Below are 26,501 nucleotides of genomic sequence, written 5' to 3'. Positions count from 1 at the left end.
CCACCTCCTACCAAAGCGGCCAAGCGCGACCGACAATCTGCTCGCGCTTAACTGCATTCCAATAACGGGAGTCGAAACTCGTTGCAGCCTCGCCGGAAAACCAATATTCGTTTTCTTGCAGCGTCAATGAGCGGCTAAATTGTGATTCCGCTACACCAAGACGCTGGGCTAATGCCATGCCGGTTGAGACTTCAGCACCGTTCACCAGCACATGCTCAGGCGTCACCTTGACTTCATCCCCAGGCATCCCTGTTAGGCGTTTCAGCATCCGAGTACCGTCGTTATATAACGGAGCGAGTCCTTTTGAGTGGAAGGCATACAAACCATCCTTAACGGGCTCTTTATTCCATAGGTCAATCAGATACACCGTGGTATCAGGCAGGCAGCGCTCTTGCTGGGTATCAATACCTATTCGGTAGCGCATCATGGCGTAGGTGCCTACCAAGGCCATGATTAACGCAAGAACAGTCAACCGGATGAGGTATGGCCGCCAAGGCATTCTTTTACGGAGTATCTGCATGAGACACCTCCTTTGAGCCTACTGGCACAAATACGGAATCATCAGCACCCACCACCGCTTGGGCATCCAGCACGATAAAACCGGCTGCTTTTAGCTTTTCAATTTGCTGATTGGTCTGAAGCAACCTGGATTCGATGTCTTGTTCGCTGGCATTAGGACCCAGTGACAACACCGCCTCCCCAAAATCCACGACTGCAATGGGCGTACTTAACGCCAACTGGCTGTGGATGGGTTCGAGTGTTTTCATTAAGAGCCAGCTGGTCATTAAACCGCTACCAGCAATAGACAAAGTAATAGAGGCCATAAATGGCCAAAGCGTGGACTTATTCATAGCCTCGCTCCTTCAACAACTGAGAGATGGCATCAGCAACAGAAAGGCCTTTGCGCGTTAACTGTTTAATCGCGTTTACATCTTCTGCACGGGACGAGTACAACAGCTTGTGAAACGGATCGACGATGAGGCGGCCAATCCCGGTGCCCATCTCGGTAATAAAGAAAATTTCGGAATAGACACCCGTGACGGTATGAACCGTTTTCAGGTATTCATAGCCGCCTTCACCTAGTGGCAAGCGGCCTTCTTTTTTGAGCGCGTTGATGGTTTCAGCTTTTTGGCCAAGCAGGTACATATTGGCCGAGTTTTCAGCGATGGCTTTACCTGTTGGGCTGTCATACAAATCGTTGACCGACTGCGTTACCGTTACAGCACTGCCGCCATATTTTCGAAATCGACGGTAACCCGTCTCAATGAACTTACCGACATCACCTTGAGTCAGCAGATCCCAAGCTTCGTCAATGAACACAATCTTGCGACGATCCCGCTCACCTAAGTACATCTCTTGTTGGATTTGGTAGATAAGCTGAAGCAACACTACTTGTTGTAGATGCTTACGCCCCTTAAGCTCTTCTAACTCCAGAACGGTGAAACGGTTTTTGAAGCGAATATTGTTGTGGCCATTAAAGAATCGGCCATATTCGCCCTGTGTCGTAAACGGATAGAGCTGCTCACCCACGTCTTGCACACGTCGGTCTTCGTGATTTTTCAAGGCCTCTGCCACATCATCAACCAACATGGCACGACCTTTTTTCTCCCACAGTTCACGGGTCTGACGCTTTAGGTTTGCCATCTGAAAATCGGTTAATGACTGCGTAGGTGCGGCCATTGCGGCCAATAACCCAACCAACACATCCGCTTCTTCGTCATAGTCCTCAACGATTTCAAACGGATTTAAGCAAATGCCACTGTCTCGCCCGAACTGTAAGAACTCACCGTCATAGACTTCACACAGCTTTTCATAAGAGCGGCCAACATCAATCACCCAGCATTGCCCGCCTTCAGATAAGTAGGAGGAGATGATTTCGTTCACCAGGAATGACTTACCCGATCCCGATTGCGCCGCGATGCAACAATTGTAATTACTGCCCGAGTCATAAAGGGACACACTCATGATCTGGCCATTACGGGAAACAAAGTTAATCACCGGCGTGCCAGTGCCTTTCCAATCCGCAAACAAAGGCAACAGAGGGATCACATGCCGTGTCGCCATGGTCTTGAATCGAAACAAGTCGTTCATCGCTTGGCGGTCAGCACCAAATGGCAAGGCATTCAGGAAAATGGGCAAACAGAAGTACTTGTCTTCCATCAGCTCAAATCCGAGTTCTTTGAAATAAGTTCGAGCATTTGAAACAGAGCTGATGGACGCTTCTTCAGTTGGTGAAAACAGCGTTAAGGTCATGTTTGCCCGAATAGGACGATCACCTTCTTGCAAGGCTTCAAAAAGAACATCAAATCCCTTTTTCTTGGCTGCAAGCACCGGCACAAACTTGAGCATCGGGCCATAGGCCTGATTGACCGCCCATTGACGCTTCGTCTCTAGACGAGATCGCATCGCCTCAGCTGAAGGAAAGTGAATGGTGACATTCAGCAAAAAGCTTCCGCGTAAACCGCGACTGCCCGTCATCATATCGCCCGCAAAACTTGCGGCATGACCAAACCAGATCCGCTCAGGCAAGCGCTTAAACGATAAGGTTTTAACTCGGTAATCACCCAGCATCAGACCTTGGCTATCCACCTTGATAGCTCGGTCATAATCCAACACTTGCTCTCGAAGTGGTTTATCTGCCTCACTGCGGATTGGTGATGGATTGCGCCAGGAAGCATCTTTTCCCCAGTTAAGCTGCGCACTTAATGCCGCGAGCCAGTTTCGGTCAGTCATCTCAGTGACGCGAAAACCAACCGTTGCCAGCGCTTGCGAGAAAGAAGCCCGAAGCGCGGATGCTCGACTCAACTCACGCTCCGTCGGTATAGGACTTTCCAAAGGCAATTTGCAGGTGACGATCAGTTGAAAGTTGCGTACCTGAGTCTGGGTCGATTCTTCTATCGGTTGAACCGTGCCCCCATCGAGGAAATCCGCACGTTTGCGTATCGACGCCCTAAGCAATGGATCGGATTGACGATGCCGTAAGCCCATCATGCGCTGAAGGTCGGTTTGAATATCAGGGGATGCGTACAGGCCAAATTGCAGCAAAGTGTCTTTTGGCCAGTCGTTGTTAAGTAGAACATTAACCCTGTCTGCAACAGACTCATCACCACCCGGCAATGGGTCACATAGAAAACCAAAGCCAACACTTTGGTCTTCCATGAAAAACAGTTGCTCATCGTCTGAATAGGCCAATACTGGCAAGAGCTCTGAAGCGCGTTGCCCTGAATACAGAGAGGCTTTCATTAACGCCCCTCCAACCAAGCAGAAAGATCATAAGGACGGCCTCGGCTGATGCGACCATCATTGGCGACAATGAAAGGCACACCTTGAATGCCCAGGATTTGAGCCGTCACCAAGGTACGCTGCATTGGCTCTAAGTTGCAGGCATCATCCTGCTCTAAGTTACTAATTCGACCATTCAGCAATGCATCGGTGGCCGCTTTTTTGTCACGCGCACAGCCAAGCTGGCGAACCTGACGCTCTGAATCAGGACCAAGCACTGGCACAGGGAGTATTTGGAAGGTGTATTCTTTGGTTAACGGTAAAGCTTGTTTCAAAAGCTCATGGCAGTGCGGGCATCGTGGGTCAACAAAGACCACCACTTTCTTTTTGCCTTCGCCCAGCGTCAGTGGGTTCAAATCATCCATTTTTAAGCCAAGACGACTTAAGTCCAGCGTGTTCCCCGCTTCACGAATTTCTTCAAGGCTGGTAAGCGGCTTTTTGGACCAGGCATCATAGAGCGTGCCATCAATGACGAACCGGCCACTGTCTGACATGAAAACAATACGGCCATTGCTTTCGACCGCTTTCATACCCGTGACAGGTAAAGAAACCATGCCGTCAATTTTGCCAACGGGCGACACTTCAGACACAGGTTCAGCTTGAACCAAAGGAGACAGCGCAAGCGCCAGAATGATTGGAGATAGTTTTCGCATGAGAAGTCCTCGTTAATGTAAATCGAGGCTCCAGTCTATGCAGTTGTCCTATGTGGACTCGGTTAGATAGATTGAAGAAATCGCAATCTAACTAGGGGGCTTATAGCTCGTTGAGGTTTGTTATAAACGAATTACTCGACGTTTGCGTTAACAAGCCAATCATCAAGCACTTGCTTCAATTTATCTAATTGCTCTTGATGTTTTGCTTGATTCTTTGCCAATTTGTTAATGTTCTGCAACTTCCAACGAATCGCTGGCAAGTCTGCTGCATTAGGATAGTCAAACAATGTCCAGTCAGGTAGCCCTCTTTTGAATGACATGAGGAAGGCATGATCCCTTTCTGTGAAATGTTTTTGCAGCGAAGTTAACATCGTATACCTAACAGAGGCTAAGTCTTCGCATTCAACTTTTTCAAAAGTCATTCCGTCAAATTCTGCCTGAAATTTCTCATTCAGAGGCTGCCAGTTTGGCGACATGACTTCATTAATAGGCCGAGGGTGACTTAATGTATAGGTTAAAAAACCCACCAAAATCTCTCTCGAAATCCCTTCACTGCCAAGTAACATACGCACATCAAATAAGTCGCGAGGATGTTGGCGATCCATTGCAGCACACAATTTTCCACCATACAGATCGGGAAGACTGACTACCTGAATCTCAGCATAACCAAACTCGTCTTCAACAGACTCTTGAACTGGCATTATTTCTGCACTATGCAATGTACCTCTGGCGACGGGCGACACTTCAATTTTGATCGTCGCAACCGGACTTGATACAACTATTCTCAGTTCATCAGCTTTATTATCCTGAAATGCCGCTCTGATATCTGGTTGAGTATTGATTCTGTCTGTAATGCGCTGCAATGCAGCCCTGACATTAATCAAAGCCTCATCTCTTGGTTCAAGTGGAAGATAAGCAAGATCAATATCTACAGATAACCGAGGAAAATCTCTCACAAATAAATTAATGGCGGTGCCACCTTTAAGTGCAAAAACCGTCTCTGTTGCTACCACAGGAAGCATTCTTATGAGCAAGGAAACCTGTTTGTAATATGGGCTATCTTTATCCATTATGTTGTTCACCTTTTTTGACGCTTAATATCTCTGGCACTGTGATTTGATATCGCTCATCAAAACGTCCTTTTTCGACAACCTGCCGCTTTCCTGCACCCAATTTAATTCTTGTTTCATCTACGCGATTGACCCACTGGTGATCGTAGTATCGACCCAGAAATAGAAATATTCGGTTTGCCTGAACAGAGCTGCTTCGTTCAAGAATATCTTGTACTTTTCTAGGGCTAAGATTGACTAAACCCTGAAATAATTCTGCGACATGCTCAAATGAAATCAGCTTTCCAATCGCGTCTACCACTTCATAGGCAGCAAGTTCTGCACAGCTGACAGTGAGTTCTTTCTCTTTGACCGTGATCCTTTTCAAATCTTTCTCGGGATTCACTTCAAGCTTATGGTTTCCACAGTAAAACCAATTCTGATAAGGGAATTCACGAAACCATTTCGGTAAGGACGACTTGTTTTTAACGCAAATCCAAACTTGCTCTTTGTTCAGCTGTAAATAGTGACTCAGTCCCTGGTGAGTTAAGCTGCTCAATCCAGCCAAATGAACTGAAACGCCCAATTGCACATCCAATGCTTGAATGGCATCAACCCAAGTTGGCTTTATATCGCCCTGCGCATTTGGACGATAGTACACACCAGAACTAAGCTTCTTTAGCCAACCGTTCTGAGCGTACTTTTGAGCCAACGAGTAGCTCACGCCGTTTTCAGTCAGCCATTGCTGAAGTACTAGCGCACCAGGAGAAGTATGAGCAACAAGCCAGTTTATTTTAGATGACATTTTAACACCCAAAGTATGAATATCACGAACAGTATAAACCATATAGTTTATTACGATAGGGATTTTAACATTTTAGGTATTAATATACCAAATACTGTAAACCAAGTTCGTTAATGTGGCGTCGCTGAAATGAAAAGGTCTACACAACATCACCAATAACCCGATGTTGTGTAGACCTAGTTTGATTACCTTAAGTGAACTGCCTACTGTGGTTCACATTCAGGTGCCCAGTAAAACGGCGCTGATTGCTGGAACTGTTGTACCAATAACTTCTTGAGTGCTGGCAACAACAGGTAAGGTTGCAGACATAACACTTTCAACGACTGTTGGTGTGTTGTAGAGACCCATACCGCCACCAATGCCCAGAGCAAAAGCCATCAAGCTTTGGCGAGCGATACCGCCCACAATACCCACCAGAACCATGGCTCCCGCTACGATCCGTCCCAAAGTACCTTGGGTCCAATCTTTTAGGGTATCCCACACATCGGTGAAAGCATCACCACCGGTGCCCGCAAATGAGGGCTCCGAAATCATTAACGCCATCAAACCAAGCGCACCAATGGTCATTAGGCGCTGAGTTTGAATGCTGCGAACTGCATTTGTCATTCGTTAGTTTCTCCGTAGATACTCAAGTTATCGCGCTTACCATCAGCTCCCGCTGAGGTTGAATCGCTCTGAGTCTGAAGTGGACGTAGCACAGGCGAAACCGTTCGAGGTGCTGACACCCCAATATCCCACCGGCGCGGTTCAATTTCGGTAAACACGTAGCTGGATAAATTCAGATCTCCACGGTCATCCTCCCAAGGCGCAATCCAAATTCGCATCACCCTTGAAGGAATGCGAATAGGTGCAGATTGCTGCGTCTCAGGTAATGCTGGATGGCTAAGTAGTCCTGTCTCTAAATCAGATTGTGAATACCCAGAGGGAGAACCAATTCGAGTCGCCACAGCATCAATCGTCTTGGGTGCAGCGCCATTACTGGTAAGCTCATAGACTTCACGAGCGGATAAACAGCGCACACCGTCAGGCATACCTGGGCATCCATATTCACTACTCCCAAGACCCAATGAACTACAGCCAGACAATAAGGTTGAGCCGACTGCCAATAAAAGTAATCCAGCTTTAGACCACTGTTTTGACTGGTGCTTTGGGTTGTTCTGCATTGATGTCGTCATGGTTAACTCTCCTCTGGATACACATCTTATTGTCTGAAACGGACTTCGATCGGTTAGCAACATGCAGGATTTTTTCATCTTCTTGCACCTCCCCCTTGCGAATTGGCCAACGACAACGAGGCCCCACGAGTGACTATGACTTCAATTTTCCTTGCAGCGTCTACCTCTATGACTGGGAACATATTTTCAGCCATGTCCAAATAGAACTTGGCCACTCGATCCAATGCTTTACCTGTGCCTTTAATCGCAGCGCCTTGTAATGCTTCTTGGCTCATGACTTGCTGGTACAGCTGAGTATCACCGGCATTACCCGTCTGAATCGTTGGTACAGGATTCACATCAAATGCGCCTGCCAAGCCCTGAAGGAATCCGGCCATCATCGATTTGGCCACCAGCTGGCCTTGTTTCGACACTAATCGGCCACGAATACCGGCTTTGCCGTCTTCACCCACGGCATAAGAATCCAGTCGTGTTTCAATGACGCCACCATCTTCTCTCACACATGAAATGGTCTCGCCTCGCAAATAAGCACGCTCAGAGCTCAAATCACCGTAACCTGCGGCGATCAAGAAACACTCTTTGATATCCGCTCTAAATCGGTTGGGTAAAATGGCTTCCTTTTGAATCCTCAGCAATGCAGGAAAAGGCTCGCGTCTTGCGGATTCGTGAGTAGGTGCATCCAAACCCGTGATCAAAGTACCCGAGATGATGCTGCCCGCCGGTAGATACAAAGGCGGCGCTTCTTGCACAACAACGTCTGGTTCGGCAACCACTTCAGGCTCAATCATACGAATCGTGATTGGCGGCAATGGAACATCCCGAGCTCGTGTACCTTGGCCATTGGCTGGCTGCTGATAGAGCGGATCAGGCAGCGGCGCATTGGCAAAATAGTCGTCTGGGTTAGACGGCAGTGGCTTTTCTTCTTTAGGTAATTCCATGGCAGATAAAGGCACTTCAAAACGGCTATTTGTGCCTTCAACTGCTACATCACCTCCAGCGCGAACATCATCAAGTTCCGCTCTAAGGCGGGCCAGCTCCGCATTGACCTCACTTGGAATAGAAGGCGAACCTGGGCTTAGTCGCCCTGAATCGACGTCACGACGCAAGCGCTCAACTTCACGACGTAACTGTTCATTGCGCTCACTGAGTAGTTTTACGTTCGCAGCCAAACTATCGACCCCAACATCACGGGTATTGGTATCCGTAAGAATGTGCCGGATCGTTTCCTGCCGGTTCCGACTGCTCGCGCCATCGTCAGGATTAGGTGAAAACACCATCACCATAAGGATGAGACCACCAGCAATACCAGCAACCGATAGGCCCCGCTTCATGTTCGGGCTCATTTGTTCCCATTGTGCTTTCATCGTTACTTACCTCCCACAAGAAGCGAAGGTCGCTGACTTTCCACTGGTTCTTCACGATGATTGCGAACAACCACATACAACTCAGTCTTTTCACCCGGCAACAAGATATTGCGAGGCCAGTAAGCGCTTGCCACTATATCTGGTGCATGACAGGCTATTTCACTGGCTTCTATCGGTTCATCGGCAAAGCTTTCAACCAGTCCTACATAGACGGTGAAGTAATGTCCCGTCACAATTTGCCCCTGCTTAAAACCAAACTTTAAGCCCGGCTGAAAACATTTCGGGCTTGTGTCAGTTTGGCCAGCTAAACGGATGTCATAGCCTTGTGGTAACTCATTTAATGCAAGGCTTCTGAGTAAGTCACGTAAGCTATCGACGTATGGTTGAGCCGTTTCCCAAGTGGCGGCTTTTCGGTTCACGACGCCCTTAATAGGCCACTGCTGACCATCAATAGCTAAGGTGATTTCACGCGGTGGAATACGACGAGGTACTAAGGTGACTGATAATGCGGGCGCTTCCTGACCAGGCGGTGTGATGTAAAGTGAAACCGGTGATTCTTTGTCCGTGGCTACATATACAACATTCCCCTTGATTTGCGTCTGAGCATCACTGGTTGTTCTCACCTGAGGCGATTCAAACGGCGTCACAATCCGGTTCAGATGACCAAGTGCTACAGGGATCAGTTCATTAACCCCCGGTGTCATCAGTAGCGTTGTTGGCGTATCCGCTGCAACCGAATTGCTTTGAACCGGTGGATTTGCAGTAGCAGACTGCTTCATCACACTGGCTGGCACAATCGGCAATTCCACGTCTGCATACGACGCTTGTGATAACAGAACGCCACTCAAGCTAATTGCTATTAAGCTTGGTGTCATCCATCGACTAATTTTGGTTCGCATCATTCACCCTCCGGTTTTGCTCTTGGGTCAACTTTTCACGAACGCGCTTCGTTCTAGCTTGCCCCTCATACGTATCCATCCAGCTAAGTTTTGGACGGTATTGCTCAATATCGATATCAAACTCATAGGTGCGAGTTTGGCGCTGCTCATCTCCAGATGGTCCAGAGACCAAGGAATAACCGGTCACAAAGACATGGCCGGTTTCATACTCATACTCCACTTGTCTGGGTTGGAATTTGAGCGTGACTCGGTCTTCACGGATCTGTCTTGCCTGAATCTCCAGTGCATCGACCACTTGCTGGTACACCGCTGGAGAAAGTAGCGGCTCAATGGCAACCCGGATGAAAGACACATTACCCGGCGTCACGTTGCCCATAAGCTCAGCCAGGTAGAGTCCCCAGGATTCAAGGTAAGGTTGAGTGGCTTGGTTTCGTGACACTTCAGCCGTTTCAGACAAGGTTGGTGGTTGAATAGCTACCACGGTATTGCGAGAAAATGCCGCTATCGCAAGCAGCAAATTAGATAGCACCAGCACCGCAATCAGGAACCGCTGCCATCGGTTCTCTAATTGCGTGCCTTGCCATGATTTTAAAAACACGTCGAACTTCACGGCAGATAGCTCCTGATAAATGGGTTAGGGATCGTCTTGGCTTTGGTTGGCAACAGTCCAGCCCAGTAGATGGCGTGAAGAATAAAACCATCTGGGCGACCATCACGAAAACGCCGATAGAGCTTGGTTGTCACCAACCCCAACAGGCATAAAACCAAGGCATTACCGGTAAAAATGCCGATCACTAGCCCCAACAGAATGGGAGCCATCTCATCGGCACTCCAAAGCAGGAAGTGCGGCGGATCATCGATATAGGATGGAATATTTACAGGTTCCATAGTCACTCCTCGTTGTTTGAATTGAGAAGTGAAGGATGCCTCGGGATTGGCAGCTTCAGTGGTCAGCTAGATGCCGAATTCTTGAAGGTTTTGAGGGTTCTAATCAGACAATACTAACAATTGATCTTTTTGATGCGGTTGATATGATGGGGATATTGGTCGTGTCGAGACCAGCTGCCCACTTTAGCAAACCCGGACGGGACGACATGCATATCAAATTTATTTTTTGCTTAGGTTTTTTCTGCGACCTCGGCAGTGGGCACCGTATTCGCTAATAGGAGAAACTCAATGCAAATTACTAAAATCATTTCCTCTGCCTCGGTTGAACGTTTAAAGCAAAAAGCACGAAAGCTTAAACGTGAAAAATCCATTCCACACACTGAAGCACTCGATGAAGTTGCAGTATCAGCTGGTTTTAATCATTGGCATCAGGTTGTGCAAGCTAATGACGTACTGAAACCATCAGAGGTGGCATTATCTTCTGGATGTGTCATGGCTTTTGATGTCAAAGATGGTATGGATGTCGATACCAGTGATGGGGTTTTAATTGAAGACCACTTATTGGAGATGCTCACTGAAAAGCAGCTATTTGAAATTTATGCCAACTCCCCTGATGAGGACGACGAACAAAACAGGCCTCTAAAAGAAACGCTATCGGATTCAGAGCTTCAGGAGTACTTTCGAGATGATTGCTCATTCATGTACTTTCGTCTTGCCGAGCCTCATGCAAACAAACCGCTGAAAGAAGTATTGGCTCTTATACGACAGTACTCGTTTTGGATACCGCAATATATTTGGCTTCAAGGTCACCTTATTGATACTTATCATTTGCCAGCGGAAGACGAGAATGGCAATGCAGTAAGCGTAAGGTTTTAGCTCTACAAGATGAGGCCTAACTGGCCTCATATCTTCTTCTGCAAGTGGCTTAACGCCAACCCTGCCATCAATGCCAAGCCGATGATCAGCGACGGTAGTACCACCGGTGGAATAGCCAGCGGGGCGAACAATCCCATAAAGAGCAATATGACGCCTGAGCCCAGAATTATCATGCTGTAGCGGTGAATAATAGGGCTAGAAAAATCAAAGGTTGTTTTCTTAATCTTCCAGGTCATCAAGCCGTCCCACAGCGCCGGTAACATGAGAATAAGCGCAAAGGGCAACCAGACCATCAGCAAAGCAAATCGAGTGAACACTTGGTACAGCACATCAAAAAATGCCTGAATACGGTCTTCTACCCACACAAACCAAAAGCCGCCCATGTTCTCCATCCCTTTAGAGCGCAGTCGCTGCTCTTCAGTGGGGATTAGAAAATCACGCACAGATTGCTCCATCTGCGTATCTACAACCCATGATTGATACCAGCCATGGCTAGTTTGACCAATCCAATAGCTTGTTTGAGCGCCCAATTGATTTTGGATCATCTGCTTTTCTTTACTAATGACCCGGCCAGTCCAATCACCGGGCACTAACACGCCAATAGCAATAATCTCCAGCATCAGCGCCAGACAAAGTAGCCAAACCGACTTATGCTTGCTCATGCCAAACATCCTCTTCTACTCGGGCCAGCATGGCTGCAACGGTTGGCGTCATAATCCGGGCTTTAATCACTTGTTGAAGCCGCTTTGTCGTCGTATGGCCACTGACATAACGCACGTCGATGCGTCCTTCAGCCAAATGCGCCATCCGATTTGGACGATTACGAATCCAGGTGTGGAAATACACACCATCCACGGCGGCCCACTCGAAATGGTCAGGATCACGCAGGCGAATCCCAGTTAAAGCACTGGCGGCAGTCCAGGTCAGTGCCTCAATGAAATGCCAAAGGCGTACACTGTCATCATCACAACTAACTTCTTCATAACTGCCCAAGCCATTACAAAGGCACAAATCAAAGATGGAATGGCCATCTAACGTGAACGCATCCGTTAAGTAGTCCGCCAAGCAATGCACCGAGGCCAAAGCATGAGGCCAGTCGGTTTCAAGTAGTCTTAAGGTTTCCTTGAACTGGGGGTTATGTTGCTGCCACTGAGCGAGCATTTCTTTACTGGTAAGTGTTGTCATTTTCAGACAGACAGAATGATGCATACAGACTCCTTATGCTGCCTGTGTAGAGCTGGTTAAAATAGGAATGCGACCTTTGATCACGCGGCCACCTGAAAGCTTGGCGATGTACTCCAGGTTGGGGAGCTGGCCTAATAACTGCGGTGGAAACATATCGCCTTCTTCCTCCATCAAGCGTTCGCCATGATTGCCGGTAAACAACGCGGGGCTGTCCGAGTTGGACGACATACCTTGAGTTTGCATGATGTACTGCAACCGAGTCTTAGGCAGATTGTCAGTAATGTACTGTTGCGTTTCGGCATCCATCACCCTAAGAGCTATCAGGTTGTTGATGTTACCTAATACCTGGCGAGCCTTAGCTTCACTGCCTGTACGAGCTGCAAAGTCAGCAAAGGTCTGAGTAGCAATCACACAACGCATTTTTGCGCCACGGCCTTTGTTGAGCAGTTGAATGAAGGGATCGTTGACGACTTCAGCCGCCTCATCGATGAAGATATTTACGGGACGATTTTCAACACCATAGTTATAGCGGTCACCGGCCACGGCGGTGAGATCGGATAAAAGCAACGAACCAATGGCGCTACCAACCATGGCGTCGGTCAATGAATCCAACCCGATATAGGCCACTTGGGCATTGTTGATAATACGGCCAGAATCCGTAATTAACCGGCTGTCATCCACATCGTTTGCAATAGGTGATAGCAATGGACCTAGTTCACTTGATGTGAGCATATTGAGCACCGGCATCAATGAGGCCACCATCTTGGAATAGTGAGTTCTGTCATGCTCAAACATACTCAATAGCCCCTCTAAATCAGTATTGGCGGCAACGGGCTGAATGCGTTCGTAGTAGAAAAGCAGCATCGCCATGGCTTGTTTAGCCAAGGTGTTGGCCTTTTCGGTAAAGCGCTTGATCTCCACACTAAAGTTCGGATACACCTGCTCCCCCCAGGCCGTGACGGCTTTTACTACCAAGCCTTCTGGGCCACCTTCCAAGAATCGTCTCAGTGTTTTCAGATCAGGACGTTGTGACGTAAGCAACAGACCTTGCACTATGTTATTCAGTGCCATTTGACCAAAGGCTTTAAATGGATCAGCACCGGTTTCGGATGGGATTAAGGCCGCAATTCGGCTAGCAATTTCAGTACCCCGGTTAAAGTTCCTCAGGGGATTAAGTCGTACTGAATGCTCTGGAAACCCCGGATGAAAATACACAAAGCGCTCAGGACTACCGGCGGCAATACAGGCTCGCTGTGCATTATCCTTAAGTTCTTTGTCTCCCTTGGGGTCAATAATAATCACGGCTTCATTGCGCAAAATGGCCTGAGTGATCATCGTATCAAAGCATCGTGTTTTTCCCGCACCGGTCGTACCGACAATTAAGGTGTGCCCCTCAGTGTGACCAACTGGCTGGTACACATCTTCTTCTTTGGGCTCAACACCATGAATCCAGGTCGAACCCATTTGTTTGCCGTGACCTTGGTTAAGCAAGGTTTGCTTATCCCGCTTTAAGATTTCATAAGCGCGTTGGGCATGACGTTGGTCCCACTCAAAGCCATACCCCAACCACAATTCATCAGGATGTTTTGCCATCACCTTTTGCAAATGCGACAGCGCCATAAAAGCCAATGGTTTGCCTTTTAGCCCCTTCTGCAACTTATAAAGACGGTAAGCCTCAGGCAGGCGATACAACGCCATGCCCGAGGAAATCCCTGTCATCCACCAAAATGGCTCAGGTGGTAGCTCAGTCAGCATTTCTGCGGCAATTGCCCCAGTTGCCCCAACCAGCCAGCCTGCTGCTGCCATGGCTTCATATTTCGTCCGCCAGGGCATCTCATATGCGTTTTCTTTCATTCATGCTCCGCAAAATAACCGTTTGCAATCCACTTAATTTCAAATGGATTAACGTTTAGCATGAGCGGTAAACAGAACCGTTTCCCCCTCATCAAACTGGCATTGGTCACTGGCCGAGATCCCCCGAAGCAGCTGTCCGGCTGGAATGCCATGCTCATTGGCGACTTGGCGTAAGGTTTGAATCGTGACGCGAATACCATCGGCACTATGATCCACGTCTGGGTAATCGCCATCGGTCAGTAAGATGGGCAAATCTTTCACAAAATTAACCATCTGTTGGCGCTGCGCGTGTTTGGGATCTGTACTTGAGTTCGAATTGGGCTCAATCGGCTTTTGCTTACGCTCCGCTCTTGTGGCGGGCTCTTTTGCTTGGGCATTAGTTGTCTCAGTTCGACTCGGACGCTGTAAAGCCTCTTCGTTCTGAATTGCTGCCGCCGCTTCTGCGTCTTGTTTGGAAAGGTCTATCAGTGCAATTAGCCTTTTAGAAATCGATACCTTCAGAAGTAACCCTTGCTCCTGAACGCCATCATTCGTAGTCACAGTTCTGGCCTTACGAGTCGGGTTTGCGGGATCTAATTCAAGCCAATCTAATCGACTGAGTTCAGCAAGCAGTTTTCGGGGAGCACACCAATGTCTTACGGCATCGGGATAGCGGATCAGTATCTGTTCATCAACCATAACCAACGCACTGCTGGCCTCTGGGAGCCATGCCAAAGATTCAGGCAGATTCAATGCTTCTGCATCGTGCTGGTTTACGTTATTTGAGATAGCGCCATCATATGAATTGTTAGGCTTTTCGCATTCATCACCTGGAGCATTTTCAGTTGCCTGGGGGTTATTAACATCACTGGCATGACGAAGTTCATCATCTTGTTCGGACGAGTTTGTCGATGGTGACTGTGCCGAACTACTATGTTCAATTGATGATGACGCTTCAGACAAGCCTGGCTGCTCACTGGAACGACTCTGAGGCTCTGCTTGTGTTTGTTGTGTTGCTTCCCACTCAGGTTTACTAAACAGTGTCAAACCACTTGGTACATTCGAGCTGAACAATAAATCGACCTCAGATATATGCAGCATGGGTAACCAGATTGGCTTGTCGTCTTTGATCAGCACTTCAGGGGCAAGACTTTCATATCGCTCATTTGAGGCGGATTTAGTGGCCAATCCTCGCTCAATGAGGATGTCCGCAAGGGTATCAGGATCTCTTGGAATGCCAGGTATCTTGTCTTTGGCCAACAGCTCAATGATGTCCTTAGCCGCGCTTTTCCAGACCAGGTAAAGATTGGTTGATTGATTCGATTTTCGTACCCAGACTCTGGCGTCTCGCTGATTAACTAACCACTGGGAACTGGCAAGCAATCGCCTCATGGCATCAAGTAGATAGCGTTCGACTGGGACACCAAGGGCGTTGTCGTCAACGGAAATTCGTTGAGCTTTCAGGTCTCGCTGTACACTGGTTTGGTCAGCTTCAATGACCAGTTTAGACAGGACATGCTCTGGATCGGTATTGCCAATTGCTTCCAGCATGGCTTGCAAAATTTCAGGGCCAGGTTGTGTTAACCAGGCGAGCAACTCAGGCGTCATCACCCGGTTTAACACCAGAATTGAGAATTGCTCGTGCCGTTTGCACCGTCCGTCGCGCCAGCGAATGAAATAGCGTTCAATGCTGTTATTTGTGGTCCACTGGGATAAGGTTTCTAAAAAAGGGTTCCACTGATAGCGTCCATCTTCGTCTGTGATGGACAAGTCTGAAACAGGCTTACCAATATCATGGAACAAACCACCAAGAGCCGCTGCAACACGCCACCTTGGCTCTAGCTCTTTTTTCTCAACCGGTGTGCCACTGGCAACAAAGATGATCCCTTCAGCAGCTTGTGCCGCCCAGAAAGCAACTTCCAACGAATGACGTAATAAACCACCAGCACCACTGTGATGATGATGCTCAGAAGCTGGCAACAAGTGAACATAGGACGCCAGATGATCAATGCAGGGTTGAATCAGCCTTTGAAAGTCACGCTGGTTAAAGCTAAGTACCTGGCGCAGTTTGGCAATTAGCTCGTCTTGTGTGGACTGTAAATCCTCGGGTGATGCAGCTGGCAACCCCTTGAGAAATGGGGGGTAGCGTGGAATGTCTGTATCCAGTTGAGATGACAGCTCTGGTAGTGCTTTGGTTTGAAAAAATAGGTTTTTGAACATAGTGAACCTCCGACACGATAGTGTGAAGGTTCATAAACTCACTGGCGGTGAATTAGATGTAAAAGAACCGCACCTATTTGACTAGGAAGTGGCGAAGCAGTTTTGTCTTAATTGAAACTAATTTTGCAACGGTTTCCAACTTTTAGAAAAGCAAGCGCTTTTCGAAGTTGGCGCATTTGCAGGACGTTTCATTTTCACAGTCATAGGAAATGGAAAATCGACTCCTAACAACAAAGCTTCTCCTTGACCCAAGACAGGGAGAAAAGATGCTGAACGTTGATCAATAGCGCCAACAGCCTTTTTTACAATTTCTTGGTCCAGCTGATTGGTCAACCTATGAACAATAAGTGTACCTATCTGACTTAAAACATCTTCAGGAATGTCACGTGGGCGCTGAGTAGCAATGATGGTATTCAAACCATACTTTCTACCTTCTTTAGCAATATTCCCAAAGGCATCCAACTCAAATCTGTTCGTTTCTTCTCCGATGCGCTTATTGAGAAATTGATGAGCTTCATCAATAAATACTAATAGAGGTGCACCATGGTTTATTGCACCTTGCCTGGCTACAGATAACAACTTTCTACCAATGGCATTAACAAGTATTTCTCTTGAGTTTGCTTCAAATGGAACTTCAGAAAGATCTAATCTCAGCACATTATTGCTACTTATTGGCGAACAGAAATCATCAATAAGATTAGGTAATGTCTTTAATTTATCATCCGGGTCAATCATCCATTTTAAATTGGGGTTGTTTGAATAGGCTTTAATCCGAGCTATCAGGTTTAAACAGTGGCCAACATCATTATCAGCTCTACCGCCCCAAATAGTGGGGTTAGGATTATTAGCATTACCGCCATTGGGCCACACACACTCGTTTACAATCTGGTCAGCAATGTTTTTAAACATCCATGGAGCTGTCTGGATAGAGCTATTCATAGATAATAGAGCAGCTTCGTAAGGAGCCTTTGCTTGACCAGACTTGTTCAAAAGATAATTTGCTTTGAAATCAAGGCCATGATTTTGTTTCTGCCAAAATTGCCACACTATTTTCTGACTCTCGATAGCTGCCTCCAGTTTAGGCGCTTGGCTTTGCGCTGAAGGCCTTAAAAAGGCTCTAATATCTGAGTCTGTAAACTGCCAATGTGGAAAAGTTAACTGATTAAATGGAGTTGCTTTTGCATGATTCCCAACATAGTAACTATCACAGCCAAGTGACTCATATTCCCCCGTGGGGTCAATAATAATTGCTTTTCCTCCGGCCTTAATCACTTGCTCGATGATGTTTGTCATCGAGTAACTTTTTCCGCCACCTGTTGCTCCTAAAATAGCGCAATGGCGTGAAAACAATTTCTCAGGGGTAACGTGAACAGTTACGGATTCATCATGCGGAAGGGAAGCTAACGGTAAATGGATTTGGCCAGGCTCCTCATCTTGTTTACCTTCAGCGATTATTGCTACCAGATACGGGTGAGCTGAATATATTTGGCTACCTAATCTCGGATGCTGTTTAATTCCTTTGTAGTTACGACCATTAGCTGGGTTCAAACTCACCAATAATTGAACAAGTCCAATTGGATGATTTTCGGATGGTTTATCAGCCAAACCGTCAACACTTAATCTCTCTCCCCCCTCAATCCACACTTTCACTAAGCGCCCAAGTATCGCTGTTTCACCTATGTCGATGAATACAAATTCATTTACTTCTCCAGCGGCTATTCGATTTCCGAATGACCAACTGGGCTCACCAGATCCCGCTTTAGATAAGTTAATGATAAGCTCGGTTGCAGATACGCTAATGACGCTACCAATCCGTCTTGTTGGATCGTACGGGGAAAACCACTTTTTCCGCTCCATGAATAGTCTCCCTTATTTAATACTCGCAGTGATTTTTTCAAATGCTTTGAAGAGTTCGTCCTCGGGAGTTGTTGATCTTCGTTCAGGTAGCAGACTAGAAAACTGTTTAAACGTTGAATCCATTATTGCGATTCTGCCATCCCCATGGTCAATAGCTGCCATTAGCAGATTCCTAATCTCATCATTGAATGAACCCGTTTCACTGAATGGGTCTTTCGTTGCAACCATCAGCATAAACTCAGGATTAGTCCTAAGCGCCATAGTTAGCGCATTATTTATATGCTTATCATTAAAACCAAAACCTAGGCACAATACAGCCGTTTTTGGTTGTTTAACTACTTCCAAAAAAGAAGTCATCATATCTAAGTAAGGAGAATCATAAGATGTCTGATATTTGCTACTGCTTGGATAGATAAAAACAGGTTCACCAATTTTGCTATCAGAACCTAGCTTTCTAACTCTGCCGTTAAATTTTCTCCAGTCCACAGAGCCATGCATCTTGTATAGCTGAACCACATTGGATATGTATGCGCCTTCACTGCTCTTGGAGTGTCCACGGTTCACTATGTCATACTTGAACCACATAGGATTAAAAAAAGAGGGGTTAGAAAACTCAAAACCATCAATAACAACAAAACCAGTATTTGATGCCGCGTGCTCAAAAGCCAAGTCATAATTAGTAGTGAAAAGTTTAAGTCGTTGTTGCTGAGCACTCCTTCTACCTACTGCACGCATAAATTTATCATGACTAACCCAGTCTGATTCAGGGATCGATTCAGTAAAGGTAGTTTTAGCTAAAATTATGTTTTTGGCTTGCTCAAGGAACTTACTTACTTGATTAATTCTTTGATTTGAAAGGTTCCCAACGGCTAAAGAGGAATCGCAAAGAGACAATAATAGTTCAATGTCTGGCTTTGCATCTCCGTTTGCTTCACGATGTTTTTGAAGGGCATCATAATTTGTTGCCCTCAAAACCAATTGAAAAAGATTCTCATCTGCTTTTTTACAATAGTCCCAAAGGTGCCACATACTTGGAGCGATAGGCGCTTTATTCTGCTGAGAAGGCTTATTAAATGTTAGAGACGTGCCTGAGCCAGCCAGTATGACTAAATTATCAGTATCTAAAACTTTATTGATAAAACGAAAAAATGTGGCCAGCTCGTCATCTAAGTCATCATTAGAAAGATCAATTTCGATTGGCTCTCTCTTCGAAGACGCGGAGTTCCTTTTTATGTCTGATGACAAAAACCTTACTATGTTTTCATTTTCCATTTTTTTAATTCACCTTCCACGTAAAAGACAACCAGCCTAGAAATCAATAAATTTCAGACGCTTGTGCTATTTAACTTCCTTCCTGAACAGCACGTAATAACACTTATATCTGCCCACCCACACCTTTGAATTTTTCAACAAAAGCGGCAATTTTCTGAAAAACCGTTTGCTTCTGGGTTCGGTACTGTGGGTTCAATGGGCTAAGTTTGGGCAGCGCCTCATTAAGTGCAGTGCCATTTTCAGAGGCGTACTCACGTTTGAGTGATGACGCAATATAGCGTTTGGCAGCATCGATATTGAGCTTTTCAGAGGCAATAATGGCATCGGCTTCGCGCTTCTGCTCCGCCTGGGCGAATTTGAAGAAAGCGTCGATAATGCTGGCTTTGTCATTGATCTCATCTAGGTTTGTCTGGTTAATAAAATCAACCACTAAGCTCTCTTTCGCTCTATTACCAAGGCTACCGCGGATCATACGACGAACTTCTTCAATCAAGCCTTCTTTGCTCTTGTTCTTCTTATTGTGGTCAAAAATCAGTTCAAGAATGTAATCGAGGTTTATTTCTTGCGATTTAAGCAAATCAATTTCAAAAACCACATCGTCCCAGTCTACCGTTGACTTATCTTTGTCCTGACCTTCTTTATCGCGTCGCAACCAGTCGCGGGTATCGTTGTAGGTAGAGCGATAATCTTGAATAGCGCGCTCGCTCGGCATATCGATGGTTTGCATTGCCTCGATGTCAGCATCGTCCAGATAGTACTTTGACTTGAACGTTTCAACAACTTGTTCATCACTGGTATCTAGGCTTTGCAGTGCTTTTAAGCCAGCAAATTCATCGTAGTTTTGTAAAATATTTTCTGCTTTGAGGTATTCACCAAATAGCTTGGCAAATTCCTTTTTATCTTGTTCTTTTTCAATATTTTCTGGATTTGGAAAACGTTCTTGCAGCTCTTTGACGATATCAACAAAACCTCGACGCGCTTGGCCAGTAGCAATATCGTTAAAGCCTTCCATGTATTCTTTATAGCTCTTCTCCAACACCACGTTTTTGGTGTTTTTGTCACCAAACAAGGTGATGGCATCAATGGTTGCCTGTTCCAAATCACGGAAGGTAACAATATTGCCAAAGGTCTTCGTCGCATCATAAATGCGGTTAGTGCGAGAAAATGCCTGCATCAAGCCGTGATAGCGCAAATTCTTATCAACAAACAAGGTGTTAAGTGTAGGCGCATCAAAGCCCGTTAAAAACATCCCCACCACTATGAGCAGATCTATTTCTTGATTCTTCACGCGCTGAGCAAGGTCACGGTAGTAGTTCTGAAAGCCATTACTGTCCACGCCATAGTTAGATTTAAACATGGCATTGTAATCGTTAATCGCGGCGCTCAAAAACTCTTTCGCGCTGCTGTTCATCGCGCTAACTTCAAAGCTCTCATCTAAAATATCACCAATGGCGTCCTGCTCTTCATTGGCTGCAAATGAGAAGATAGTCGCAATGCGCAGAGGCTTACTTGTGGGTCCATTTTCGGCCTCGGCCTGCAATGTTTTGAAGGTTTCATAGTAGGCTTTCGCTGCATCAACACTACTTACCGCAAACATGGCGTTAAACCCTTTAGCGCCAGAATAGGCTCGATGCGTTTTCTGGTTAAAATGGCTCAGAATATACTGCGAGATTTCACCAATGCGCATTGGATGTAAGAAGGCTTTCTTATTCTCAGCGGCACTAAGCTTCTTATCATCCTGCTCAGTCTCAATGCTCTTAAATTGCGGACGAACATCGTTATAGTCCACTTTGAACTTGAGTACTTTTTCATCACGAATGGCATCAGTGATCACATAAGTGTGCAACTGCTGGCCAAACACATCGCCCGTAGTTTCTGCGCCCAGTGCATTTTCAGGAAAAATTGGCGTACCGGTAAATCCAAACTGGTAGTACTTTTTGAATTTCTTCTTCAAATTTTTCTGCGCTTCACCGAACTGGCTTCGATGGCACTCATCAAAAATAAAAACAACTTGCTTGTTGTATATCGCTAAATCGCTTTCACTTTTGATTAAGTTGTTGAGCTTTTGGATTGTGGTGACGACAATCTTGTTATCGTCTTTATCCAGGTTACTCTTAAGCCCTGCGGTACTGTCTGAACCGTTCACACTGTCAGGTGAGAACCGCTGATACTCTTTCATGGTCTGATAGTCGAGGTCTTTTCGGTCCACCACAAAAAATACTTTATCGATGCAGTCTAAATCGGTGGCCAAACGTGCCGCTTTAAAGCTGGTTAGTGTTTTGCCTGAGCCTGTGGTGTGCCAAATGTAACCCCCGCTTTCAGGCTTAGCCCAGTCTTTAGCGTTAAACGCGCTCTTTATCTTCCATAAAATGCGCTCAGTGGCCGCAATCTGGTAGGGGCGCATTACAAGTAAGGTATTGCTGACGTCAAACACAGAGTAACGCAAAATCACTTCAAGCAACGTCTCTTTCTGGAAAAAAGTGGCGGTAAAGTCTTTTAAATCCTTGATCAGCGTATTGTCTGACTTCGCCCAGTTCATCGTGAAGTCGAAGCTGTTCTTGTCGCGCTTGGTGGTATTGGCAAAATAGCGCGTGTCGGTGCCATTCGAGATCACAAACAGCTGCAAGAACTTGTACAACGAGTTCTCTGCATTAAAGCTCTCTTTGCTGTAGCGATGTATTTGGTTAAACGCCTCACGGATTGCCACACCCCGCTTTTTCAGCTCGATTTGCACCAAAGGCAAACCATTAACCAAAATCGTCACATCGTAACGGTTGGCATGGCTTCCCGTTTGCTCAAACTGCTTAATGACCTGCACTTTGTTACGAGCAATGGTCTTCTTGTCGAACAGGTAGATGTTTTCGATATGGCCATCATCAAAGACAAAATCGAAAATATAGTCACTGTGCACCTTGCGGGTTTTATCAAGAATATTGTCGCTTGGTGTGTTTAGGTATTGCTCGCAAAAGCGAGCCCACTCAGCATCGGTAAACTCGACCTTATTCAGGGCTTGTAATTGTTTACGCACATTCACCAGCATGGCATCGGGTGTGGTCAAGGCGGGTAGATACTCATAACCTTGATTCGCTAAGTCCTGAATCAGCTCACGCTCTAAATCACCTTCGCTCTGAAAGTTTTCTGCTACTTTCCAGTCTTTGGTGTATTTATCTAACACAATAAAGTTATTCGATTCTGCAACTGTTTTATACGTTGTCATTCGTTTACATCCTTTTTTGTTAGCCGTGGTGTTTTCCAAAATGGAAATAGCCACCGCATCGCATTATTCAGTGACTTGCCAATGGCCGGTTTTATCTGAACCTACCCGAGTTAACCTGCCTTCTTTTTGTAGTTTGCTAATAGCGCGACCAATGGTTCTCACGTCTTTATTCAAGGTATCAGCGAGTTGTTGTCGGGTTAGCTCGGGCGTGCTACTCAGCAATGCTAAAATAGCCTCAGGCGTTTTAAGGCCCGTTACATTGATAAGGGTATTTACAGGGGCGTTTTGACCTTCTTTTAGGGGGGCGTTTACAGAGGCATTTTGCACCAACGCTTGCTGAATAACCGACAACATAAAATGAATAAACGGCGAACTGTCTGCTTGGTTATCGGACTGCTCTAGGGCGTGATAATAGGCTTGCTGATGGTCTTTAATCACACTTTCTAGCGGCAAAGATAAAAACAACGGATGCCACTTGGATAAAATCAGCGTTTGCCATAACCGCCCCATACGACCGTTACCATCGGCAAAGGGGTGAATAAACTCAAATTCGTAATGAAATACACAACTGGCGATCAATGGGTGGTCTTTTGTTTGCTTAAGCCATTGGATTAAATCGGCCATTAAACCGGATACCTGATGCGCAGGCGGCGCAACATGGTGCACCACACCACCTTTATGGATACCCACGCCTTTACTGCGAAACTCACCGGCATTCACAAGAATATCTGACAGCATTAAACCGTGAGCCGTGAGTAAATCGGAAATCTCGCTGGGTGTGAATGCAGGCAGTGCATCATAAGCGGCAATCGCGCCTTTTACCTCGGCCAGCTCACGCACGCTGCCCAATACGGGCTTACCTTCTACAATGGCAGTGATTTGCTCTTCGGTTAAGGTATTGCCTTCAATCGCCAGCGTGCCAGTAATGGTTTTAATGCGATTTTGCTTGCGCAGTTGCGGCGAAGCATTGAGCTGGCTGGCGTTTAATTCACCCACCTGCTGGCTGATTTGTGCCACCAAGTTCAAAATATCGGTGGTGATGGTAAAAGGTGGTTGGTAGGCCATTAGGCTGCCTCCTTATACTTACCTTCGTTGACAGTTATCCGGAATTTCCGGATAACTGACTCTGCTATTTCCGTTAGCGTTTTACTCATTAAGCTGCCTCATCTGAATGAGATTTCGGCCCGCCTGCCGGACTGGCAGGGAAGCTCAACAACAGGTCACGATAATACTCGTATTGCTTTTGGCGGAGTTCTATTTCGCGTGGGAGACCTTCTTGCAGCGAAGTTGTTAAGGTGTCGAATTTATCCAAAAGACTGATAATACGAGCTTGCTCTTCAAGTGTTGGTAAAGGAATCTTAATTTCATTCAAAATCGCCTGCGTAAGGCTTGGTCTGCCTGACCCAGTATCTAATTGCATCATGTCAATAGTTGTCATGAAATAATAAAAGAATTTTGGAATGATCTTATCTAGATCTAATTCTGTGTAGTAAATCGTATCAACATTCCAGAAGGGCTCATCTACATAAAAAATATTAGTTATCGAACCTTTTCTTGGTATTAATACAGTTGGTTTGTTGTAAGCAAAAGTATCCACATACTGCATGATTCCGCCAGAGCCATAAACAGGGATTTTGCCCGATCCCAACTTCTTCCAATCTTTGCCGTTTTTGATATTGGCAACGGTACTTAATTTTACCCACTCAACATCACCCTCTCCCGCCTGATCGGCAGACAGGTCAAAACTCAACAACTGATCGCGGTAGTAGTTGTATTGTTTTTTCCGCATGTTAAGCTCGGCGGTCAGCTCGGCGGTCATAGTGGTAAATGCGTCCAGAATACGCACAATTTCCGCTTGTATTGCCAGCGATTTTTCTGGGTTATTTGGACATGGGATGGGTACGAGAAACTTATCAGTATCTGGCGTTGCAATTTGCGGCATTTGCATTCGGCTACCGATGCCTTGAAAGTGCCGTTCATGCAATTTCAAAAAATGGTAAATAAACTTTATATCGATCGCATCGTTATCCGAGTAATACGACCACATTTCACTTTTATGTGAGAACGGTTTCTCGTAATACTCGAACTCAATCACACCTCTGGACTTTACAATAATCGACGGTTCCCGATTTACATCCTTTTCAGGTATGTCGTTAAAATCCACGAAGGCAACTGTTTTGCCTCCTGCAAAAATTTTTAACGGCGCTCCATCCTTGTGAAGGACTTTCATCTGCCCGGCTGTTATTTTTGTTCCTTTAGTGCGTACTAGCACTTCTTTCAATGGCAGCCACTCCACCTCAACCCCATCCAGTAGCTTCTCTAAATAGCTCAAATTACTCATGCCTCAAGCTCCTCACCTTCAATCTCTGCCACAATGGTGTCAATATCACTGCGAAGTTGAGTAATTTTAGCAACAGTGGTTTTAAGCTCTGCATTAAGCTCTGTAATGTCCACTAGCTCGCGGTTGTCTTTGGCTTCCACATAACTGCTTACCGAAAGGTTGTAGCTGTTACCTGCGATAACATCCAAATCCACCGATTTAGCAAAGTGATCTACGTTCTCTTTGCTGGCAAACACCTTCATAATTTGCTGAATATGACCCGGATTTTTTTCGTCTTCGTTGTCCGTTAGTACGTTGTTATTGGTTTCTTTTTTAAACAAACCGCTGGCATCAATAAACTGGGTGGTAGTGTCAGTTTTGTGTTTCGACAGCACCAATATATTCACCGCAATGGTGGTGCCAAAAAACAGGTTTGGTGCCAGTGAAATCACGGTTTCAACATAGTTGTTGTCAACCAAGTACTGACGAATTTTTTGCTCAGCACCACCACGGTAAAAAATACCGGGGAAGCAAACAATAGCTGCGCGACCTTTGCTTGATAGGTAACTTAGCGCATGCAGCACAAAGGCAAAGTCGGCTTTTGATTTAGGCGCAAGCACACCAGCGGGCGCAAAGCGGTCGTCGTTGATTAGGGTTGGGTCGTCGCTACCAATCCATTTCACTGAATAAGGCGGGTTAGAGACAATGGCATCGAACGGTTTGTCATCTAAAAAGTGCGGTTCGGTTAAGGTATCGCCCAGCTGAATATTGAACTTGTCGTAGTTAATGTTGTGCAAAAACATATTCATACGTGCCAAGTTGTAGGTGGTGTGGTTGAGCTCTTGACCAAAAAAACCATCTTCAATGATATGCGCATCGAAGTGCTTTTTAGCTTGTAACAGCAACGAGCCAGAACCCGCAGCAGGGTCATAGATTTTATTGACACTGGTCTGGCCGTGCATGGCGAGCTGCGCGATCAATTTCGAGACGTGCTGTGGCGTGAAAAACTCGCCACCGGATTTACCGGCATTTGCGGCATAGTTTGAAATCAGGAACTCGTAGGCGTCACCGAATAAATCAATTTGGTTGTCTTCAAAATTACCGAAGGTTAATCCTGCCACACCTTTTAACACAGCGGCCAGGCGTTTGTTTTTTGCCTCGACCGTATTACCCAGACGATTACTGGTGGTATCAAAATCCGCAAACAAGCCTTTGATGTCTTTTTCTGAATCATAGCCATTGGCTGAGTTTTCGATTGCCGCAAAAATTGCTGCCAAATCCGTATTTAAATTTTCGTTTTTGTGTGCATTAGCCGCCACATTGCTAAACAACTGGCTAGGGTAAAGAAAATAGCCTTTGGTTTTAATGGCATCTTCTTTAGCAAACTTGATGTTTTCGTCATCGTCAGACATGGCAGCATAATTAACGCTATCATCTCCGCCTGTGATGTAGTTGACAAAGTTTTCACTGATAAAACGGTAGAACAGCGTACCCAGTACATATTGTTTAAAATCCCAACCATCCACTGAGCCTCGAACATCGTTGGCAATCGCCCATATTTGGCGTTGAAGTTCGGCACGTTGTTGTAAACTTGTCATCTATTTAT

The 26,501-nt window shown here is 46.0% G+C and carries 23 protein-coding genes; 1 reads left to right on the top strand and 22 read right to left on the bottom strand.

Annotated elements, in window-relative coordinates; genetic code table 11:
* Nucleotides 1-7: 7 nt before the first annotated feature.
* The 12 genes from FXV75_RS03300 to traL all read right to left on the bottom strand — a co-directional run bounded on the left by FXV75_RS03300 (nucleotide 8) and on the right by traL (nucleotide 10,115).
* Nucleotides 8-520 carry a S26 family signal peptidase gene (locus FXV75_RS03300; protein ID WP_022609810.1) on the bottom strand — a complete coding sequence of 171 codons (513 nt, stop codon included), beginning with the start codon at nucleotides 518-520 and terminating at the stop codon, nucleotides 8-10.
* Nucleotides 504-851 (bottom strand): hypothetical protein, encoded by a 348-nt coding sequence (locus FXV75_RS03295; protein WP_004249366.1) that lies wholly within the window; start codon nucleotides 849-851, stop codon nucleotides 504-506. Before FXV75_RS03295 ends, FXV75_RS03300 begins: the two co-directional genes overlap by 17 nt.
* Nucleotides 844-3,243: a type IV secretion system protein TraC gene (traC, locus tag FXV75_RS03290; RefSeq protein ID WP_024008831.1), complete on the bottom strand. Its 2,400-nt coding sequence runs from the start codon at nucleotides 3,241-3,243 to the stop codon at nucleotides 844-846. Before traC ends, FXV75_RS03295 begins: the two co-directional genes overlap by 8 nt.
* The gene (locus FXV75_RS03285) at nucleotides 3,243-3,935 is read right to left on the bottom strand and encodes a DsbC family protein (protein WP_031500474.1); all 693 of its coding nucleotides are present in this window, start codon (nucleotides 3,933-3,935) and stop codon (nucleotides 3,243-3,245) included. The genes traC and FXV75_RS03285 overlap by 1 nt, the downstream gene beginning before the upstream one ends.
* Before the next feature lie 131 nt (nucleotides 3,936-4,066).
* On the bottom strand, nucleotides 4,067-5,005 hold the full coding sequence (locus FXV75_RS03280) for a nucleotidyl transferase AbiEii/AbiGii toxin family protein (protein WP_148831169.1): 939 nt from the start codon (nucleotides 5,003-5,005) through the stop codon (nucleotides 4,067-4,069).
* Nucleotides 4,998-5,789, bottom strand: coding sequence for a type IV toxin-antitoxin system AbiEi family antitoxin (locus tag FXV75_RS03275; RefSeq protein ID WP_028870246.1), 792 nt, complete (start codon nucleotides 5,787-5,789; stop codon nucleotides 4,998-5,000). The genes FXV75_RS03280 and FXV75_RS03275 overlap by 8 nt, the downstream gene beginning before the upstream one ends.
* Nucleotides 5,790-6,008: 219 nt before the next feature.
* Nucleotides 6,009-6,395 carry a TraA family conjugative transfer protein gene (gene traA, locus FXV75_RS03270; RefSeq protein WP_004249359.1) on the bottom strand — a complete coding sequence of 129 codons (387 nt, stop codon included), beginning with the start codon at nucleotides 6,393-6,395 and terminating at the stop codon, nucleotides 6,009-6,011.
* A complete protein-coding gene (traV, locus tag FXV75_RS03265; RefSeq protein ID WP_024008834.1) occupies nucleotides 6,392-6,964 on the bottom strand; it encodes a type IV conjugative transfer system lipoprotein TraV in 573 nt (190 codons plus the stop codon). The genes traA and traV overlap by 4 nt, the downstream gene beginning before the upstream one ends.
* A gap of 74 nt (nucleotides 6,965-7,038) precedes the next feature.
* On the bottom strand, nucleotides 7,039-8,328 hold the full coding sequence (locus tag FXV75_RS03260) for a TraB/VirB10 family protein (RefSeq protein WP_148831168.1): 1,290 nt from the start codon (nucleotides 8,326-8,328) through the stop codon (nucleotides 7,039-7,041).
* A 2-nt stretch (nucleotides 8,329-8,330) separates the two neighbouring features.
* Nucleotides 8,331-9,230: a type-F conjugative transfer system secretin TraK gene (locus FXV75_RS03255; protein ID WP_349481718.1), complete on the bottom strand. Its 900-nt coding sequence runs from the start codon at nucleotides 9,228-9,230 to the stop codon at nucleotides 8,331-8,333.
* Complete coding sequence (locus tag FXV75_RS03250; protein WP_025441422.1) at nucleotides 9,211-9,837, bottom strand: TraE/TraK family type IV conjugative transfer system protein; 627 nt, start codon at nucleotides 9,835-9,837, stop codon at nucleotides 9,211-9,213. The genes FXV75_RS03255 and FXV75_RS03250 overlap by 20 nt, the downstream gene beginning before the upstream one ends.
* The gene (gene traL / locus FXV75_RS03245; RefSeq protein ID WP_000433889.1) at nucleotides 9,834-10,115 is read right to left on the bottom strand and encodes a type IV conjugative transfer system protein TraL; all 282 of its coding nucleotides are present in this window, start codon (nucleotides 10,113-10,115) and stop codon (nucleotides 9,834-9,836) included. Before traL ends, FXV75_RS03250 begins: the two co-directional genes overlap by 4 nt.
* A 288-nt stretch (nucleotides 10,116-10,403) precedes the next feature.
* Between traL and FXV75_RS03235 the strand changes: the two genes are divergently transcribed.
* A complete protein-coding gene (locus FXV75_RS03235) occupies nucleotides 10,404-10,991 on the top strand; it encodes a plasmid-related protein (protein WP_148831167.1) in 588 nt (195 codons plus the stop codon).
* A gap of 26 nt (nucleotides 10,992-11,017) precedes the next feature.
* Here FXV75_RS03235 and FXV75_RS03230 read toward each other — a convergent pair whose 3' ends face one another.
* The 10 genes from FXV75_RS03230 to FXV75_RS03185 all read right to left on the bottom strand — a co-directional run bounded on the left by FXV75_RS03230 (nucleotide 11,018) and on the right by FXV75_RS03185 (nucleotide 26,493).
* Complete coding sequence (locus FXV75_RS03230) at nucleotides 11,018-11,653, bottom strand: DUF4400 domain-containing protein (protein ID WP_000033753.1); 636 nt, start codon at nucleotides 11,651-11,653, stop codon at nucleotides 11,018-11,020.
* Nucleotides 11,640-12,200, bottom strand: a complete 561-nt coding sequence (locus FXV75_RS03225; protein ID WP_148831166.1) for a conjugative transfer protein — start codon at nucleotides 12,198-12,200, stop codon at nucleotides 11,640-11,642. The genes FXV75_RS03230 and FXV75_RS03225 overlap by 14 nt, the downstream gene beginning before the upstream one ends.
* Nucleotides 12,201-12,209: 9 nt before the next feature.
* A complete protein-coding gene (gene traD / locus FXV75_RS03220; RefSeq protein ID WP_148831165.1) occupies nucleotides 12,210-14,030 on the bottom strand; it encodes a conjugative transfer system coupling protein TraD in 1,821 nt (606 codons plus the stop codon).
* A 48-nt stretch (nucleotides 14,031-14,078) separates the two neighbouring features.
* Nucleotides 14,079-16,229, bottom strand: coding sequence for a MobH family relaxase (mobH, locus tag FXV75_RS03215; RefSeq protein ID WP_148831164.1), 2,151 nt, complete (start codon nucleotides 16,227-16,229; stop codon nucleotides 14,079-14,081).
* A 117-nt stretch (nucleotides 16,230-16,346) separates the two neighbouring features.
* On the bottom strand, nucleotides 16,347-18,086 hold the full coding sequence (locus FXV75_RS03210) for an ATP-binding protein (protein ID WP_148831163.1): 1,740 nt from the start codon (nucleotides 18,084-18,086) through the stop codon (nucleotides 16,347-16,349).
* A 12-nt stretch (nucleotides 18,087-18,098) separates the two neighbouring features.
* On the bottom strand, nucleotides 18,099-19,358 hold the full coding sequence (locus FXV75_RS03205; protein WP_148831162.1) for an SIR2 family protein: 1,260 nt from the start codon (nucleotides 19,356-19,358) through the stop codon (nucleotides 18,099-18,101).
* 103 nt (nucleotides 19,359-19,461) lie between these two features.
* Entirely contained in the window at nucleotides 19,462-22,575 is a 3,114-nt protein-coding gene (locus FXV75_RS03200; RefSeq protein ID WP_148831161.1) for an HsdR family type I site-specific deoxyribonuclease, read from the bottom strand.
* Between the two features lie 63 nt (nucleotides 22,576-22,638).
* Nucleotides 22,639-23,640, bottom strand: a complete 1,002-nt coding sequence (locus FXV75_RS03195) for a Fic family protein (protein ID WP_148831160.1) — start codon at nucleotides 23,638-23,640, stop codon at nucleotides 22,639-22,641.
* An 88-nt stretch (nucleotides 23,641-23,728) separates the two neighbouring features.
* The gene (locus FXV75_RS03190; protein WP_148831159.1) at nucleotides 23,729-24,916 is read right to left on the bottom strand and encodes a restriction endonuclease subunit S; all 1,188 of its coding nucleotides are present in this window, start codon (nucleotides 24,914-24,916) and stop codon (nucleotides 23,729-23,731) included.
* Complete coding sequence (locus FXV75_RS03185; RefSeq protein ID WP_148831158.1) at nucleotides 24,913-26,493, bottom strand: type I restriction-modification system subunit M; 1,581 nt, start codon at nucleotides 26,491-26,493, stop codon at nucleotides 24,913-24,915. The genes FXV75_RS03190 and FXV75_RS03185 overlap by 4 nt, the downstream gene beginning before the upstream one ends.
* Nucleotides 26,494-26,501 lie beyond the last annotated feature (8 nt).

It is taken from the genome of Marinomonas sp. IMCC 4694, assembly GCF_008122525.1.
Taxonomy (GTDB): Bacteria; Pseudomonadota; Gammaproteobacteria; order Pseudomonadales; family Marinomonadaceae; genus Marinomonas.
Note: the sequence above shows the minus strand (reverse complement) of the source record. Positions and strands in the feature narration are given on the sequence as shown.

Coding starts and splice junctions, on each gene's coding strand:
- FXV75_RS03225 (WP_148831166.1), bottom strand. CDS start 12,200: ATGCATCATTCTGTCTGTCTGAAAATGACAACACTTACCAGTAAAGAA.
- FXV75_RS03260 (WP_148831168.1), bottom strand. CDS start 8,328: ATGAAAGCACAATGGGAACAAATGAGCCCGAACATGAAGCGGGGCCTA.
- FXV75_RS03285 (WP_031500474.1), bottom strand. CDS start 3,935: ATGCGAAAACTATCTCCAATCATTCTGGCGCTTGCGCTGTCTCCTTTG.
- mobH (WP_148831164.1), bottom strand. CDS start 16,229: ATGTTCAAAAACCTATTTTTTCAAACCAAAGCACTACCAGAGCTGTCA.
- traV (WP_024008834.1), bottom strand. CDS start 6,964: ATGACGACATCAATGCAGAACAACCCAAAGCACCAGTCAAAACAGTGG.
- FXV75_RS03205 (WP_148831162.1), bottom strand. CDS start 19,358: ATGGAAAATGAAAACATAGTAAGGTTTTTGTCATCAGACATAAAAAGG.
- FXV75_RS03255 (WP_349481718.1), bottom strand. CDS start 9,230: ATGATGCGAACCAAAATTAGTCGATGGATGACACCAAGCTTAATAGCA.
- traC (WP_024008831.1), bottom strand. CDS start 3,243: ATGAAAGCCTCTCTGTATTCAGGGCAACGCGCTTCAGAGCTCTTGCCA.
- traA (WP_004249359.1), bottom strand. CDS start 6,395: ATGACAAATGCAGTTCGCAGCATTCAAACTCAGCGCCTAATGACCATT.
- FXV75_RS03275 (WP_028870246.1), bottom strand. CDS start 5,789: ATGTCATCTAAAATAAACTGGCTTGTTGCTCATACTTCTCCTGGTGCG.
- traL (WP_000433889.1), bottom strand. CDS start 10,115: ATGGAACCTGTAAATATTCCATCCTATATCGATGATCCGCCGCACTTC.
- FXV75_RS03185 (WP_148831158.1), bottom strand. CDS start 26,493: ATGACAAGTTTACAACAACGTGCCGAACTTCAACGCCAAATATGGGCG.
- FXV75_RS03295 (WP_004249366.1), bottom strand. CDS start 851: ATGAATAAGTCCACGCTTTGGCCATTTATGGCCTCTATTACTTTGTCT.
- traD (WP_148831165.1), bottom strand. CDS start 14,030: ATGAAAGAAAACGCATATGAGATGCCCTGGCGGACGAAATATGAAGCC.
- FXV75_RS03210 (WP_148831163.1), bottom strand. CDS start 18,086: ATGGAGCGGAAAAAGTGGTTTTCCCCGTACGATCCAACAAGACGGATT.
- FXV75_RS03235 (WP_148831167.1), top strand. CDS start 10,404: ATGCAAATTACTAAAATCATTTCCTCTGCCTCGGTTGAACGTTTAAAG.
- FXV75_RS03280 (WP_148831169.1), bottom strand. CDS start 5,005: ATGGATAAAGATAGCCCATATTACAAACAGGTTTCCTTGCTCATAAGA.
- FXV75_RS03230 (WP_000033753.1), bottom strand. CDS start 11,653: ATGAGCAAGCATAAGTCGGTTTGGCTACTTTGTCTGGCGCTGATGCTG.
- FXV75_RS03300 (WP_022609810.1), bottom strand. CDS start 520: ATGCAGATACTCCGTAAAAGAATGCCTTGGCGGCCATACCTCATCCGG.
- FXV75_RS03200 (WP_148831161.1), bottom strand. CDS start 22,575: ATGACAACGTATAAAACAGTTGCAGAATCGAATAACTTTATTGTGTTA.
- FXV75_RS03190 (WP_148831159.1), bottom strand. CDS start 24,916: ATGAGTAATTTGAGCTATTTAGAGAAGCTACTGGATGGGGTTGAGGTG.
- FXV75_RS03195 (WP_148831160.1), bottom strand. CDS start 23,640: ATGGCCTACCAACCACCTTTTACCATCACCACCGATATTTTGAACTTG.